Here is a 13,445-nt window from a genome sequence, read left to right on the forward strand (position 1 = left end):
GGTGTCTCCTTTATTGACCCAGCAGCCGCTGGAGTCCAGTGATGAGGTCCTCAGGGGTCGCCGCGCTGACAAGTGTATTCTCCGCCGCCGCGCGGGTCCCGGCATAGGGGTCCGGCAGTCCCAGGCGCACCACCGGGGAGACGTCATCAGCGCGCAGCAGGATCTGGTCCCAGCTGGCACCGACGACGACGTCGGCGTGGTCGCTCACCAGCTGGCCGCGCAGCCAGGCGCGGGTCTCCTCGGGCGGGTGCTCTGAGGCCCAGGCGATCTGGTGGTCGGTGAAGAGACGGCGCATCCGGCCGGCGCGGGCCAGCTTGTAATAGAGGCCCTTCTCCGGGCGCAGATCGGCATACTGCAGATCCACCATGCCCAGCAGCGGGGCGTCCCAGGCCAGGCCATCGCGGCGGCGGTAGGACTCCAGCAGGGTCAGCTTCGCGATCCAGTCCACCCGGTCCGCGGCGGAGTAGAGATCGGTGCCCAGGTCCTGCAGCAGCTCTTCCCAGGCCTCGAGCACCTCGGCGGTCTCGGTGTCCGGGACCGTGTGGGTGCCAGGCGGCGGGGTCTTCTCCCGCTCCCAGTCCAGAGCGGCCTGCAGATAGAGCTGCTGGATCTGCACCGCGGTCAGCTCCCCGCGGGAGGTCGGCACCGTGACGGTGAGGCTGGGGTCATGGGAGATCGTCTTCAGCGCGGCCACCGGGTCGGTGAGCGTCAGCTCCGGGGCTCGGCCGGATTCGATCAGGTCCAGCACCAGCGCGGTGCTGCCCACCCGCATCCAGGCGGAGTACTCGCTCATGTTCGCGTCGCCGATGATCACATGGAGCCGGCGGAACCGGTCGTGATCGGCGTGGGGCTCGTCGCGGGTGTTGATGATCGGGCGGCGGACCGTGGTCTCGAGTCCGACCTGCTCCTCGAAGAAGTCGGCACGCTGGGAGATCTGATAGCCGGCCTGAGCGCTGGTCTGTCCGATCCCCACCCGCCCGGCGCCGCAGAGGACCTGCCGGGTCGCGAAGAACGGCAGCAGCCCTGCCACGAGGGCGTCGAAGTCCACGCTGCGCGGCACCAGGTAGTTCTCGTGGGCGCCGTAGGACACGGACTTGTTGTCGGTGTTGTTCTTATACAGCAGCACCTGCGGGGCGTGCTGCTCCTGGCTCAGCCGGCGGGCGGCGGCGAGCGCCACCCGGTCTCCGGCCACGTCGTAGAGCACCGCCCGGCGGGCGCCGATGGCCTCGGGTGAGGAGTATTCGGGGTGGGCGTGGTCCACGTAGAACCGGGCCCCGTTGCCCAGGACCAGGTTCATCAGCAGCTTCGGGGCGCCCTCATCGGCCTGGAAGAACTCGCCTCGCCAGTGCGGTGAGCCGGGGGCGTGGAAGGACCCGGCGAGGTCGGCCGGGCTGGGGTCTCCTCCACTGACGTTGCCCAGCGCATCGCGCACCGGGCCCTGGCCCGCTTCCTGCTCGGTGGCGTGGGTGAGCGCGTCGTCGTGGCTGGCATGGGCCAGCGCCTCCCCGGTGTCGGTGAGCTGGGAGGGGTGCGCGGCGGAGCGCGGGAGCACCCAGCCGCGGGCGTCGACCAGCGGGGATTCGGACTGGTAGTCCCATTCGGTGCCGGCCACCGCACCGCCGGACTCGGTGATGTGGGCGGCGTAGGCGTTGACCAGTTCGATGGACAGCGCGATGTGGCTGGCGCGCGGGTTGGCCGGGGCGTGGATCCCGTATTCGGTCTCCATCCCGATCAGCCGGCGCACGGTCATCCCTGCACCTCGGGGGCTCCGGTGTGTGCGGCGGCTGCCGCCTCGCCGGGCCGTTCGATCCGGACCACCGGGGAGGTCGAGGCGCCGACCACCCGAGCCCAGGCCTGCGGATCTGCGGTGTTGACCAGGTCCTCCTGGTCGCGCAGCTCCTCCTCGGCGGCGGCGAGCAGATGTTCCAGGGTGAGGCCCTTCTGCGCCGGGTCGGTGCCGGCGCGCAGGAAGTCCTTGATCGCGGCCTTCTTCGCCCGGTCAACGATGTTGCTGAGCACCGCCCCGGACATGAAGTCCGCCGCCTGGAACGCGGTGTGGGTGCCGTCCGCGTGGATCAGGCGCAGCCGGGCCTTGCGCGTCCGGGGGAACAGCCGGTCCAGCAGCGCGTCGACCAGGGCGGCGACGGCGGCGCCGCGGTCACCGTGGGCGGCGAGCAGGTCGGCGTGCAGCGGGACTGCTCCGCCGAGGTGGATGCCCAGGATCTCCCCGGCACCCTCCCGGCCGGGGCGCTGGACCCGGATCTTCACGTCGAGGCGTCCGGGGCGCAGGATGGCCGGGTCGATCATGTCTTCGCGGTTGGAGGCGCCGATGACGATGACGTTCTCCAACGATTCCACCCCGTCGATCTCGGCGAGGAGCTGCGGGACGATGGTGGTCTCCACGTCGGAGGAGACCCCTGAGCCGCGGGTGCGGAAGAGCGCCTCCATCTCATCGAAGAACACCACCACCGGCTGCCCGGCGGAGGCCCGTTCGCGGGCCCGGGCGAAGATCACCCGGATGTGCCGCTCGGTCTCGCCCACGTACTTGTTCAGCAGCTCGGGGCCCTTGATGTTGAGGAAGAACGCGCCCCTGCTCGGACCGGGGCTGGGCTGGCCGGCGTCGTCGGCTGCCGCCTGTCCGGTCTCGGCCAGCGAGCTGGCCACGGCCTTGGCGATCATGGTCTTGCCGCAGCCGGGAGGCCCGTAGAGCAGGATCCCCTTCGGTGCGCGCAGCCCGTGCTCCTGATAGAGGTCGGCGTGCAGGAAGGGCAGCTCCACGGCGTCGCGGATCGCTTCGATCTGCTCGGAGAGGCCGCCGATGTCGGAGTAGGAGACGTCCGGTGACTCTTCGAGCACCACGTCTTCGACCTCGGAGAGCGGCACGATCTCGGTGGCGGTGCCGGTGCGCAGGTCCACCATCACGGCGTCGCCGACCCGGGCGCCGTGCAGGCCTTCGCGCTGGGCCTGGGCGGTGGCGGCCTCGGTGAGGGTGACCACCCGCTCGTCCTCGCCGCGGGAGATGATCACCAGCCGCGCATCGGGCAGCACCTCTTTGACCCTCGCGAGCTCTCCGGTGCGCTCGGCGCCGAGGATCGCCACGATGGTGAAGTTCTCGTTCAGCAGCACCTCGTCGCCGGCCTGCAGCTGGTCCGGGCTGATCAGCGGGGACAGGCTGACCCGGAGCTTGCGTCCGGCCTGGAGGATGTCGACCCCGGCCACCGTGGTGGCCTGGATCTCGCGGCCCTCGGCCTGGGGGTGTTCGGGGCGGTAGCCGATGACCGTGCCGAAGGTGAACGGCGCCTGACCGTCGGCCTGCAGCGCGTTGCGCAGCTGGGAGATCTCGTTGCGGGTGGTCTCCAGCAGGTCGGTCATCCGCTGGTTGTTCCGCCCGGCGCTCTGCAGCTGCGCCTCGAGCTGCTTGGAGCGGCTGCGCAGCGTGTCCAGCTGGCGGTGCGCCTGGGCGAGCCGCTCCTGCTGCAGCTGCGCCTCTCGGGTCTGCGCCGGGTTCTGCGCGGGCTCCGGGTCAGGGGTCCGTGCCGGGTGGCGCTCGGTGCTGTGCTCGGTGTTTCGCTCGTTGCCTGTCTGCTCACTCACGGGTGAACACCTCCTTGGCCTGGGCGGCGATCTTCTGTGAATAGGCCGCAGCCTTGCGGGCCTTCTTCCCGGAGACGGTCCGGGTCTTCAGGCTGGCCTCGTCCCAGACGACGTCGGGGTCGTTGGCCGGCCAGGCGGCGTGGTCCTCCTCGCTGACCACGGAGACCTTCTCGCGCTTCTTCAGCTGGAGCGGGGTCTGGTCGTCGGCGAGCCGACGGGCCGAGAGCAGGAAGCCGGTGTGGGCGACCATCCGGTGATCGGGGCGCACGGCGAGGCCGTCGAGGTGCCAGGTGCGCAGCATGGTCTCGTGCGCCTCGGGCTCGGTGAAGCCTTCTGAGGAGCGGATCTCTTCGGCCAGCCGGGACAGCTGGGTCACCGAGGCGACGTAGCTGACCCAGACGCCGCCGGGCGCTAGCACGGTCTTCACCGCGTCCAGGCACTCCCAGGGGGCGAGCATGTCCAGCACCACCCGGTCCACGCTTCCGGGCTCCTCCACGGTGAGGACCTCCTCCTGCATGTCGCCGAGGTAGACCTCCCAGCCGGGGTGGGATTCACCGAAGAACGCCTCGACGTTGCCCACGGCGATGTCCTTGAAGTCCTCGCGCCGCTCGAACGAGTGCAGCACCCCGCTCTCCCCCACCGCGCGCAGCAGCGAGATGGACAGGGCGCCGGAGCCCACGCCGGCCTCGACCACGCGGGCGCCGGGGAAGATGTCGGCGACCTGGACGATCTGGGCGGAGTCCTTGGGGTAGACCACGGTGGCGCCGCGCGGCATCGAGAGCACGAAGTCGTTGAGCAGCGGGCGCAGCACCTGGTACTCGTGGCCGGCGTCGTTGGCCACCAGGATGCCTTCGCTGGCGCCGATGAGCAGATCGTGGCGCAGCACGCCCTGGTGGGTGTGCCATTCCCCGCCGGGCTGCAGCGTGATGGTGCTGGGCCGGCCCTTGCGGTCGGTGAGCTGCACGCGCTGGCCCGCGCGCAGCGGACCCGAGCGCATATGGGCCCCGATGGGACCGGAGGGGGTCGTCGCCGGGGACTCGCCGGAGGTGCTCGTGGTCACTGAATCTCGCTCTCTGAGGTGCTGCGGCTCCGCCGACCATGATCCGGTCCGGGCGGACGTATCGTCTGCGTTCAGCCTATCCCTGTCACGGCCTGGCCATCAGCGCGGAGCGATCCCCCATCGGACCCGGAGGCAGCAGTCGTGGTCGGCGCCAGCGGAGCTGAAGCTCAGCGCGGCCGTTTCAGCCGCGCATTGGCCACCCGCACGTTCTCCGAGGCGCCCTGCCAGATGAAGAAGCTGACCATCACCGCCACCACGACGACGACCAGGCTCACCTCGCGCACCCCGGTGATCACCACGACGGCCAGTCCGACAAGCAGCGCGACGACGACGAGGCGCCCGGCCCATCCGGCGGCGCGCATGCCGCGGTCCTGGTCGCCGGTGGCGGCCCAGACTGCGGACTCCACGATCCGTCCGCCGTCCAGCGGCAGCCCGGGGAGCAGGTTGAAGATCCCGACGAAGAAGTTCACCAGCACGGTGACCTGGACCAGCATGGCGGTGACCCCGGTGAGCTCGAGCGCGCCGGAGAGGTAGAAGCCGAGTCCGGCGATGACCAGGTTGGCGGCGGGGCCGGCCAGGGAGACCGCGAGAGACTTCGACGGTGTGGCGCGGTGGGCCAGGAACTCGGTGTGTCCGCCCCAGAGGTTGAGCTCGATCTCGGTGGCGGGCCAGCCGAAGGAGCGCGCGGCCAGCGCGTGGGCGAGCTCATGGGCCAGCACCGAGAACATCAGCAGCACCGCGTAGCCCAGCGCCACCAGGTAGGCCAGGACGCCCAGCTCAGGGAAGATCCGCTGCACCTGGGGTCCGAAGAGCACCACGATGACGGCGCTGACCAGGAACCAGGAGGCGCGGAACCGCACCGGGATGCCGGCGATCCGCACCCGGGTCGTCGCCTTCTTGCGCCGTCTGCCGGGGCTTGCGGTCATCGGGCCAGGAGCCGTTCGAGGTCTGCCGCGCTCACGCCCGCCAGCCCGTCAAGGGTCTGCCAGCGCGCATCCGCGGGGATCGGGGTGTAGTGCGGGACCGCGATGGTGACCAGTCCGGAGTCAGAGGCGGCGGTGACCCCGGGGACCGAGTCCTCGATCGCGATGCAGCGGCTCATCTGCAGCGGCTCCCCGCTGCGCTGTCCGTGGTCGCCGGACATCCTGGTGAACGCCTGCTGATAGGCCTCCGGATCCGGCTTGCCGCGGCTGACCATGTCCCCGCTGACGATGAACTCCAGCTGCCCCGCCGGAAGCGCGGCGACGATCGCCTCGGCCAGCGGCTTCTCGCTCATCGTGACCAGGGCGCAGCGCACTCCGGCGGCGCTGAGTTCCGCGAGCAGCTCGCGGGCTCCGGGACGCCAGGGCATCTCGGCGACGGCGCGCTCCGCGACCCGGGTGATGAGGTGGTCGATGATCTCGCGCACCGTCATGTCCACCCCGGCCTCGCGCAGCATCAGGGCGCTGTAGCTCAGCGCCTGCCCGACCAGCCCGTGCGCCTGTTCCTGGGACCAGGTGCCGCCGTGGGCCTCGACCAGGGCGCGCTGCTCCCAGATCCAATACGGCTCGGTGTCCACCAGCGTGCCGTCCATGTCCCAGAACACGGCCTGAAGCTCCCCGGAGAGCGCCTCAGGGGCGGCGGAAGCACCGGAGGTCTGGTGCTGAACAGTGGCAGAAGAGGTCGAAGGCATGGGCTCAATCGTACGCTTCCCGTGGGATCACCAGGGGGATAGTGTGAGAAGCGTGAGCGACGAGACAGCGCCTCAGGACTCCTCCCCCGAGGACTCCGGCGAACCCCAGGCGGCCGGAGAATCCGCGCTGCCCGAAGGCTTCGCGCAGCGCTTCGCCGAGCACCTGCGCGCCAACCAGACCGCCGCGGTCACCGGCGAAGGTGAAGCTCCCCGCTCGCGGCCCACCGTGATGGTGATGGCCTTCGAGGGGTGGAACGACGCCGGCGCGGCCGCCTCCTCCGCGGTGCGCGCGGTGGGACAGGCCTGCGGCGCCGAACTGGTCGGCAAGGTCGACGACGAGGGGTACTACGACTACCAGTTCTCCCGGCCCAAGGTGCGCAGCTCCGGGGGGCACCGGGAGATCATCTGGCCCTCCACCAAGATCTACCGGGCCAGACCGGCCCGGGCGGCGGTGGATCTGCTGCTGGTCCACGGCGTGGAGCCGAGCTTCCGCTGGCAGGCCTTCACCGCAGATCTGCTGACCCGCGCCGCGGAGAACGACGTCTCCGGGATCATCCTGGTCGGCGCGCTGCTGGCCGATGTGCCGCACACCCGCCCGATCCCGGCCTCGCTCTCCAGCGAGGACGTCGCGCTGCAGGAGATCCTGGACATCGATGAGCCCACCTATGAGGGTCCCACCGGGATCGTCGGGGTGCTCGCGCACACGGCGGCTCAGGCCGGGCTTCCCGCCGTCTCGCTCTGGGCGGCGATTCCGCACTATGTGGGTCAGGCGCCCTCACCGAAGGCGCAGCTGGCGATCATGCGGGAGCTCGAGGATCTGCTCGGGCTGACCCTCGATGAGAGCGAGGTCGTCGAGGATGCCGAGGCCTGGGAGCGCGGGGTCGATGATCTGGCCGAGGAGGACGCCGAGATCGCTGACTACGTCAAGCGTCTTGAAGAGGCCACCGACACCACGAATCTGCCTGAGGCCAGCGGCGAGGCCATCGCGCAGGAGTTCGAACGCTACCTGCGCCGCCGCAAGCGCCCCGAGGGCTGATCGCGTCAGACGCTTCAGCCGGCGGTCTTGGCCGGCGCCTACCGGCTTGGCCGGCGCCTACCGGCTTGGCCGGCGTCGTCAGCCGGCGGTCTTGGCCTTGGTGGCATGTCCGCTGTGCGCGGGAGTCGCTTCCTGGAGCTCGATGCCCAGCAGCGCCTTGACCACCGCGATGACCCGCGCCCGGCTGGTGCGGCCGGCGAGCTGGCCGGTGGCCCACATGTCGAGGGTGTCCAGGGCCGCCGGAGCGTTGAGGTTCTGTGAGAGGGCCGAGTGCAGCGCGTGCTGCAGATCCTCGGGCACGGCGCCGGCGGTGCCGAGCTCGCCGTAGCCGTCGGTCTCCGGAGCCGCGTCCAGCGCGGCGTTCCAGCGCTCCCAGCGCTGCGCCGCGGCGTCGAGCAGGTCGGGCGTGTAGTTCCACTCCGCGCGGTAGTGGTGGCTGAGCAGCAGCGTGCGGATCACCTGCGGGTCGACCCCTTCGGCGCGCATCCGGGAGGAGAGCACCAGGTTGCCCTTGGACTTCGACATCTTCTCTCCGTCGAGGCCGACCATCCCGGCGTGCAGGTAGGTCTGGGCCAGCGCCACGCCGTCGGCGGCGGTGGCGTGGGCGGCGCTGAACTCGTGGTGCGGGAAGCGCAGGTCGGAGCCGCCGCCCTGGACCATGAACGGCGCGGGCAGGTGGCGGCGGGCGATCACCGAGCATTCGATGTGCCAGCCGGGGCGGCCCTGGCCGAGGCTCTGACCGTCCCAGTGCGGCTCGGCGTTGCGGCGCGCACGCCACAGCAGCGGATCCAGCGGGTCGCGCTTGCCGACCCGTTCGGGGTCTCCGCCGCGCTGCGGGAAGAGCTCTTCCATCTCGGCGCGGTCGTAGTGGCCGATGCTGCCCAGCGTCCACGGGGTGGTGGCCTGGGCCGCCGTGGTGTCGAAGTAGATGTCGAAGGATTCCGGCTCACCGGGAGTCACGCCGTCGGCCAGCTCCTCCAGCGGCACCGGCACCGGGTAGCCCATGCCGAGCTCGACCAGCTGGGCCACGTCGTGGGCGACCACCGGGATGGTCTCCACCGCGCCCAGATAGGTGTCGGGGGCGATCACGCCCAGGGCGGCCATGTCCTCACGGAAGAGCTCGGTCTGCTCCTTGGCGAGTTCGAACCAGTCCACGCCGGTGGCGGTGGCGCGCTCCAGCAGCGGGTCGTCGATGTCGGTGACGTTCTGCACATAGTTCACGCGCAGTCCGGCGGCGCGCCAATAGCGCACCAGCAGGTCGAACTGGACGTAGGTATTCGCGTGGCCCAGGTGCGTGGCGTCATAGGGGGTGATGCCGCAGACGTAGAGGGACCCCACGCCGTCGGTGGACTCCACCGGGACCAGAGCGTCCGCCGAGGTGTCGTGCAGCTGCAGGGTCTCCGGCAGCGCAGGCAGGGTGGGCACGTCCGGGGAGGTCCACGATTTCACGCAGAGGTCCTTTCACCAGTGGGGCAGCCCGGCAGGTGATCGGCAGCGTTGAGCCGCCGCGGAACCCGCTGCCGGGAAGAGAGTCGTTATTGACTGAACGCCGATCAGGCGTTGATGATTCCGAGGCCCAGCATGACGTACACGAACAGGCCCAGCAGAATCCGGTAGTTCACGAACAAGGTGTAAGAGTTCGTGGAGACGTATTTGAGGAACCAGCCGATGATCAGATAGGCCACGAAGAACCCGACGACCGTCGCGACCATGGTCTGACCCATCGTGTAGGGGCCGGTCTGCTCCCCCAGCGAGCCGAAGAGCTTGTAGAACCCGGAGCCGAAGACCGCCGGGATCGCCAGCAGGAAGGAATACCGGGCGGCGGCCTCACGGGTGTAGCCCATCAGCAGACCCGCGGTGATCGTGCCGCCGGAGCGGGAGACCCCGGGGATCAGCGCCATGGCCTGGGCGAAGCCGAAGATGATACCGTCCCGGATGCTGAGCTGATCCAGCGGTTTGCGCTGCTTGCCGTAGGCGTCGGCGAAGGCCAGGAGCACGCCGAAGATCACCAGCATCGTCGCAGTGAGCCAGAGCGTGCGGAAGACCGATTCGATCATGTCCTCGAGGAGCAGCCCGAGCACGACGATCGGGATGGTGCCCACGATGATGAGCCAGCCCATCCGCACATCGGCGTCGGAATGGGGCAGCTTGCCCATCAGGGCGGCGAACCAGGCCTTCACGATCCGCACGATGTCACGCCAGAAATAGACCAGCACCGCGAATTCGGTGCCGAGCTGGGTGATCGCGGTGAACGCCGCGCCGGGGTCAGCGGCGCCAGGCAGGAACTCCCCCACGATCCGCAGGTGCGCGGAGGATGAGATGGGGAGGAACTCGGTGAGGCCCTGCACCAGGCCAAGAATGATTGCTTCTATCCACTGCACAGGCCGAGCTTAGAGCATCGGAGTCTGCTTGCCGGTGACCGACCACAGTGGCGAAGATCACGCGGGGCTGTGAACCCGCTGAAAGACCTCTGGAGATGCTCTGGGAGAGGACGGGGGGTGCTGGGTCTGCTGGAGTCGCTGAGCGCCTAGCGCTCCTCGTCCTCCTCGTAGACCTCTGCCTCGCCGTCGTCGTCCTCATCGTCGTCTTCTTCTTCTTCGAGCTCGTCGTCGCTGTCATCGTCGCCGTCATCGTCGCTGTCGTCCTCGTCGTAGAGGTCCAGCGGGGTGACCTCGCCGCTGGCGGCGAAGAGCGCGTCTTCGTAGGCTTCGAAGGCGTCGGAGATCTCGTAGAACGCGGACTCCACTGCCGGATCCTCATTCCCACGGCGGTTCAGCGAGGCGGAGAGGTGCTCTTCGAGAGCGTTCGTCAGCGCGTTGAGTGCCACGCGAGGATCCATAGTCATATGCTCACCGTACCAACGAGACACCACTTCGGTAAGTCCTGGTTGAGACCTCGGATCGAGACTCTGTCCGACGTAGGCTGAAGCTCCTCCACGAAAGTGACGGTGAACCTCTGATGACCCAGCAGAACTGGTGGTCCCAGCCCATGGCCGAGCTCTACACCACGACCGACGACGCCGGCCCCACCTGGGAATACATGGTCATCACCTGCCAGCCGCAGGAGTCGCTGAAAGAGGGTCGCCGCCGGGTCACCGACCACGCGGAGTACGGCAAATGGGAGCTGCGCCGCTCCATGATCTATACCGGCGGAATGCGTCGATACTGGCTGCGCCGCCGGGTGATGCGGGTCCAGCGCACGCTGTAGGGCAGGCAGGTGGTGACGCGGCCCGGAGGTCGGCTCAGCGCAGGACGGTCTCCGCGGGCCGGTCAGCACAGGCCTGCCAGAGGGGGCGGCTCAGAGCGGGCCGAGGGTGTAGTTCGCCAGCGTCCGGTGCGCCGATTCGTCGTCGGAGGGGTGGTGGATCCCGGCGAGCACGTCGCGGTAGAGCCGGCTGAGCTCGGACTCGCGGTGGTACTGCGCTCCCCCGCTGACTCCCAGGACCAGGTCCAGCACCTTCCGCGCGGTCCGCGTGGCGCTGGTGCGTAGCGCCGCCAGCCGGGGCGACCAGGAGGCGCCGTGCTCGGCTCCGGCTTCGATCTCCGCGGCGAGTCCGCGCAGCTGAGAATCCAGGGACAGCTGGGCCAGCTGAGCCTCGGCCAGCTTGTACCGGGCGTCGGGGTCCCGGTCCATGGTCTCCCCGCTGAGCAGCGAGCGGCGCTGGGCCACCAGCTCCGCGCCCAGGGTCAGCGCGCGGTCCCCGATCCCGGTGTAGACCGCGGCGAGCAGGGTCAGGAACGAGGAGAAGATCGCGAAGACCAGCGGGTCCGGGTTCGGTCCCACCGGGAGCCGTCGCACGATCCGCTCCGCCGGGATCCTGGCCCCTTCCAGGGCGGTGGCGTGGGACTGGGTGGCGCGCATCCCGAGGGTGTCCCAGTTCTCGATGGTGCGCCAGCCCGGGGCCTCGCGCTCGAGGAACCCGAAGATCAGCGGGGTCTCCCCCTCCTGCCCGGTGGCGGCGGTGTCCTTGCCGAAGAGGCCCAGCCGGGTCCAGACCGGGGACAAGGTGGTGAAGATCTTGGTGCCGGTGAAGCTGACCGCGCCGTCGTCGTCAAGGACTGCCTGGGTCGTGGAGTCGAAGAGCACCGCGTCGTTGCCGGCCTCGGAGATGCCGAAGGCGAAGATCTCCCCGGCTGCGGCCTCCTTCAGCACCTGCTCGAAGGCGTCGTGCCCGCCGGCGACCATGCTGCGCGCCACGGACACCCAGATGTGGTGCATGTTCACCGCGAGCGCCGTGGCCGGTGCGGCGGCCGCGAGCCGACGCTGCGCGGCGACGAGGGTCGGCAGGTCCCAGTCGAGCCCGCCCATCTGCGCCGGGACCATGGCCCGCAGGTACCCGGCCTCGGTGAGCTCGGCGAGGTCCTCGTGGCAGAACTCGTTGCGGGCGTCGTATCCGGGGGCGCGGGCGGCGATGCGCGCCAGCAGCTCCGGGCTCAGCACGGTGGTGACGGGGTCCATGGTGCGCTCCTGCGGTGGGGGCTCGGGTGTTGCTTGGAAGGTGATGTGCCGGCGCGCAGCTCAGGGCCGTCCGCCGGGGTCGTCTGCTGCGGTACTTACTGGACGGCGAGGAAGCGGTGCAGCACGCGGACGCCGAAGGTCAGCGCCTCGGTGGGGACCCGTTCGTCCACGCCGTGGAACATGCCGGTGAAGTCCAAGTCGGCGGGGAGCTGCAGCGGGGCGAAGCCATAGCCGGAGATCCCCAGCGAGGCCAGGTGCTTGTTGTCGGTGCCGCCGCCGAGCATGTAGGGCAGCACCACGGCCTCGGGGTCCTCGGCCTTCAGCGAAGCGACCATCTGTTCGACCAGCAGCCCGGAGAAGGGGACCTCCAGCGAAGGCCCGCCGTTGAGCAGCTCGAAGCTGACCTTCTCCCCGGCCAGCTCCTTGAGCTTCGCGGCGACCTGGTCGTCCTGCTCCGGGAGGGTGCGCGCGTCGACCAGCGCGGAGGCGGAGCCGGGGACCACGTTGTGCTTGTAGCCGCCCTCGAGCAGGGTCGGGTTGGAGGTGTTGCGCAGCGTGGCGGAAATGAACTTCGAGGCGCTGCCGGTGGCCTCGAGCAGCTTCGAGGGGTCCTTCTCGTCGAACGGGATCCCGGTGAGCTCGGAGAGCTGCTCCATCAGTGCCCGGGTGGTCTTGGTGTAGTCCAGCGGCCATTCGTATTCGCCGATGGCGGCCACGGCCGCGCCGAGCCGGACCACGGCGTTGTCGCTGTGGACGGCCGAGCCGTGCCCGGCGGTGCCGGAGGCGGTCATCTTGGTCCAGTGCAGCCCCTTCTCCCCGGTCTGGATCAGGTAGGCGCGCTGGCCGGCGACGTCGGTGGAGAACCCGCCGACCTCGCTGATGGCCTCGGTGGCCCCGTCGAAGACCTCGGGGTGGTGCTCGACCATCCATTTCGCGCCGAACCTGCCGTTGTCCTCCTCATCGGCGAAGAAGGCGAAGATCAGGTCGCGCTGGGGCTGGTGGCCCTCGCGGTGCATCCGCAGCATCGCGGCGAGGATCATCGCGTTCATGTCCTTCATGTCCACAGCGCCGCGGCCCCAGATCATCCCGTCACGGATCTCCGCGGCGAAGGGGTCGACCTGCCAGTCCTCCGCCTGGGCGGGGACGACGTCGAGGTGCCCGTGCACCACCAGCGCGCCGAGCTCCGGGTCGGCGCCCTTCATCCGGGCCACCACCGAGGTGCGCCCCGGAGCGGATTCGTAGATCTCCGGCACCAGCCCAGCCTGACGCATCACCGCGGCGCAGTATTCTGCGGCCTCGCGCTCCCCGTTGGACCTGCCCTCGCCCCAGTTGGAGGTGTCGAAGCGGATCAGGTCGCGGCAGAAGTCGATGACCTCGGTCTCGGCTGCTGCGGCGGGATCTGCGGGATTCGTGCCGGGGGCGATGCTCACAGGGCGTCTCCTGGGGTTGGGATTCTTCTGCCATCAGCCTATCGAGTCTGACTTGCCCAGGCCCTGTTCAGCTCGCGTGTGCTGGGCGGGGTGGGGGCTCGGCTATGCTCCGGAGATGATCATCAGAACAGTCCTCATGTGGCTCGGCCGCAAAGTCTTCCGCACCGTGCGCAGCCGTTCAGGCCGCAACCCCGG

12 protein-coding genes are annotated in these 13,445 nt (G+C 69.7%); 2 read left to right on the forward strand and 10 right to left on the reverse strand.

Translation table 11 applies throughout. The annotated features are described in order from the left end of the window. Window positions 1-10: 10 nt before the first annotated feature. From dop to LTI14_RS08450, 5 genes are all read right to left on the reverse strand, one after another. The gene (dop, locus tag LTI14_RS08430; protein ID WP_241476245.1) at window positions 11-1,750 is read right to left on the reverse strand and encodes a depupylase/deamidase Dop; all 1,740 of its coding nucleotides are present in this window, start codon (window positions 1,748-1,750) and stop codon (window positions 11-13) included. Continuing rightward, complete coding sequence (gene arc / locus LTI14_RS08435) at window positions 1,747-3,594, reverse strand: proteasome ATPase (RefSeq protein ID WP_241476246.1); 1,848 nt, start codon at window positions 3,592-3,594, stop codon at window positions 1,747-1,749. Before arc ends, dop begins: the two co-directional genes overlap by 4 nt. After that, window positions 3,587-4,591 (reverse strand): tRNA (adenine-N1)-methyltransferase, encoded by a 1,005-nt coding sequence (locus LTI14_RS08440; protein ID WP_241465074.1) that lies wholly within the window; start codon window positions 4,589-4,591, stop codon window positions 3,587-3,589. Before LTI14_RS08440 ends, arc begins: the two co-directional genes overlap by 8 nt. A gap of 230 nt (window positions 4,592-4,821) precedes the next feature. Further along, window positions 4,822-5,580: a site-2 protease family protein gene (locus LTI14_RS08445; protein ID WP_241469734.1), complete on the reverse strand. Its 759-nt coding sequence runs from the start codon at window positions 5,578-5,580 to the stop codon at window positions 4,822-4,824. After that, window positions 5,577-6,326 carry an HAD family hydrolase gene (locus LTI14_RS08450; RefSeq protein WP_241464517.1) on the reverse strand — a complete coding sequence of 250 codons (750 nt, stop codon included), beginning with the start codon at window positions 6,324-6,326 and terminating at the stop codon, window positions 5,577-5,579. Before LTI14_RS08450 ends, LTI14_RS08445 begins: the two co-directional genes overlap by 4 nt. Window positions 6,327-6,378: 52 nt before the next feature. Between LTI14_RS08450 and LTI14_RS08455 the strand changes: the two genes are divergently transcribed. Then, window positions 6,379-7,362, forward strand: coding sequence for a PAC2 family protein (locus LTI14_RS08455; protein ID WP_241469738.1), 984 nt, complete (start codon window positions 6,379-6,381; stop codon window positions 7,360-7,362). 78 nt (window positions 7,363-7,440) lie between these two features. Here LTI14_RS08455 and mshC read toward each other — a convergent pair whose 3' ends face one another. From mshC to LTI14_RS08470, 3 genes are all read right to left on the reverse strand, one after another. Further along, a complete protein-coding gene (gene mshC, locus LTI14_RS08460; protein ID WP_241476247.1) occupies window positions 7,441-8,811 on the reverse strand; it encodes a cysteine--1-D-myo-inosityl 2-amino-2-deoxy-alpha-D-glucopyranoside ligase in 1,371 nt (456 codons plus the stop codon). Between the two features lie 104 nt (window positions 8,812-8,915). Further along, entirely contained in the window at window positions 8,916-9,743 is an 828-nt protein-coding gene (locus LTI14_RS08465; RefSeq protein ID WP_241476248.1) for an undecaprenyl-diphosphate phosphatase, read from the reverse strand. Window positions 9,744-9,889: 146 nt separating this feature from the next. Then, window positions 9,890-10,207: a primosomal protein gene (locus LTI14_RS08470; protein ID WP_241464513.1), complete on the reverse strand. Its 318-nt coding sequence runs from the start codon at window positions 10,205-10,207 to the stop codon at window positions 9,890-9,892. A gap of 143 nt (window positions 10,208-10,350) precedes the next feature. Here LTI14_RS08470 and LTI14_RS08475 point away from each other — a divergent pair, with 143 nt between their 5' ends. Then, complete coding sequence (locus LTI14_RS08475; RefSeq protein WP_241476292.1) at window positions 10,351-10,569, forward strand: DUF5703 family protein; 219 nt, start codon at window positions 10,351-10,353, stop codon at window positions 10,567-10,569. A gap of 90 nt (window positions 10,570-10,659) precedes the next feature. On the opposite strand, the gene LTI14_RS08480 is transcribed toward LTI14_RS08475, so the two are convergent. Both LTI14_RS08480 and LTI14_RS08485 read right to left on the reverse strand, forming a co-directional pair. Further along, window positions 10,660-11,820, reverse strand: a complete 1,161-nt coding sequence (locus tag LTI14_RS08480) for an acyl-CoA dehydrogenase family protein (protein ID WP_241464512.1) — start codon at window positions 11,818-11,820, stop codon at window positions 10,660-10,662. A 95-nt stretch (window positions 11,821-11,915) separates the two neighbouring features. Beyond that, window positions 11,916-13,250: a M20/M25/M40 family metallo-hydrolase gene (locus LTI14_RS08485; RefSeq protein WP_446740382.1), complete on the reverse strand. Its 1,335-nt coding sequence runs from the start codon at window positions 13,248-13,250 to the stop codon at window positions 11,916-11,918. Window positions 13,251-13,445 lie beyond the last annotated feature (195 nt).

The sequence above is a fragment of the Nesterenkonia sp. YGD6 genome (assembly GCF_022565895.1).
Classification (GTDB): Bacteria; Actinomycetota; Actinomycetes; order Actinomycetales; family Micrococcaceae; genus Nesterenkonia.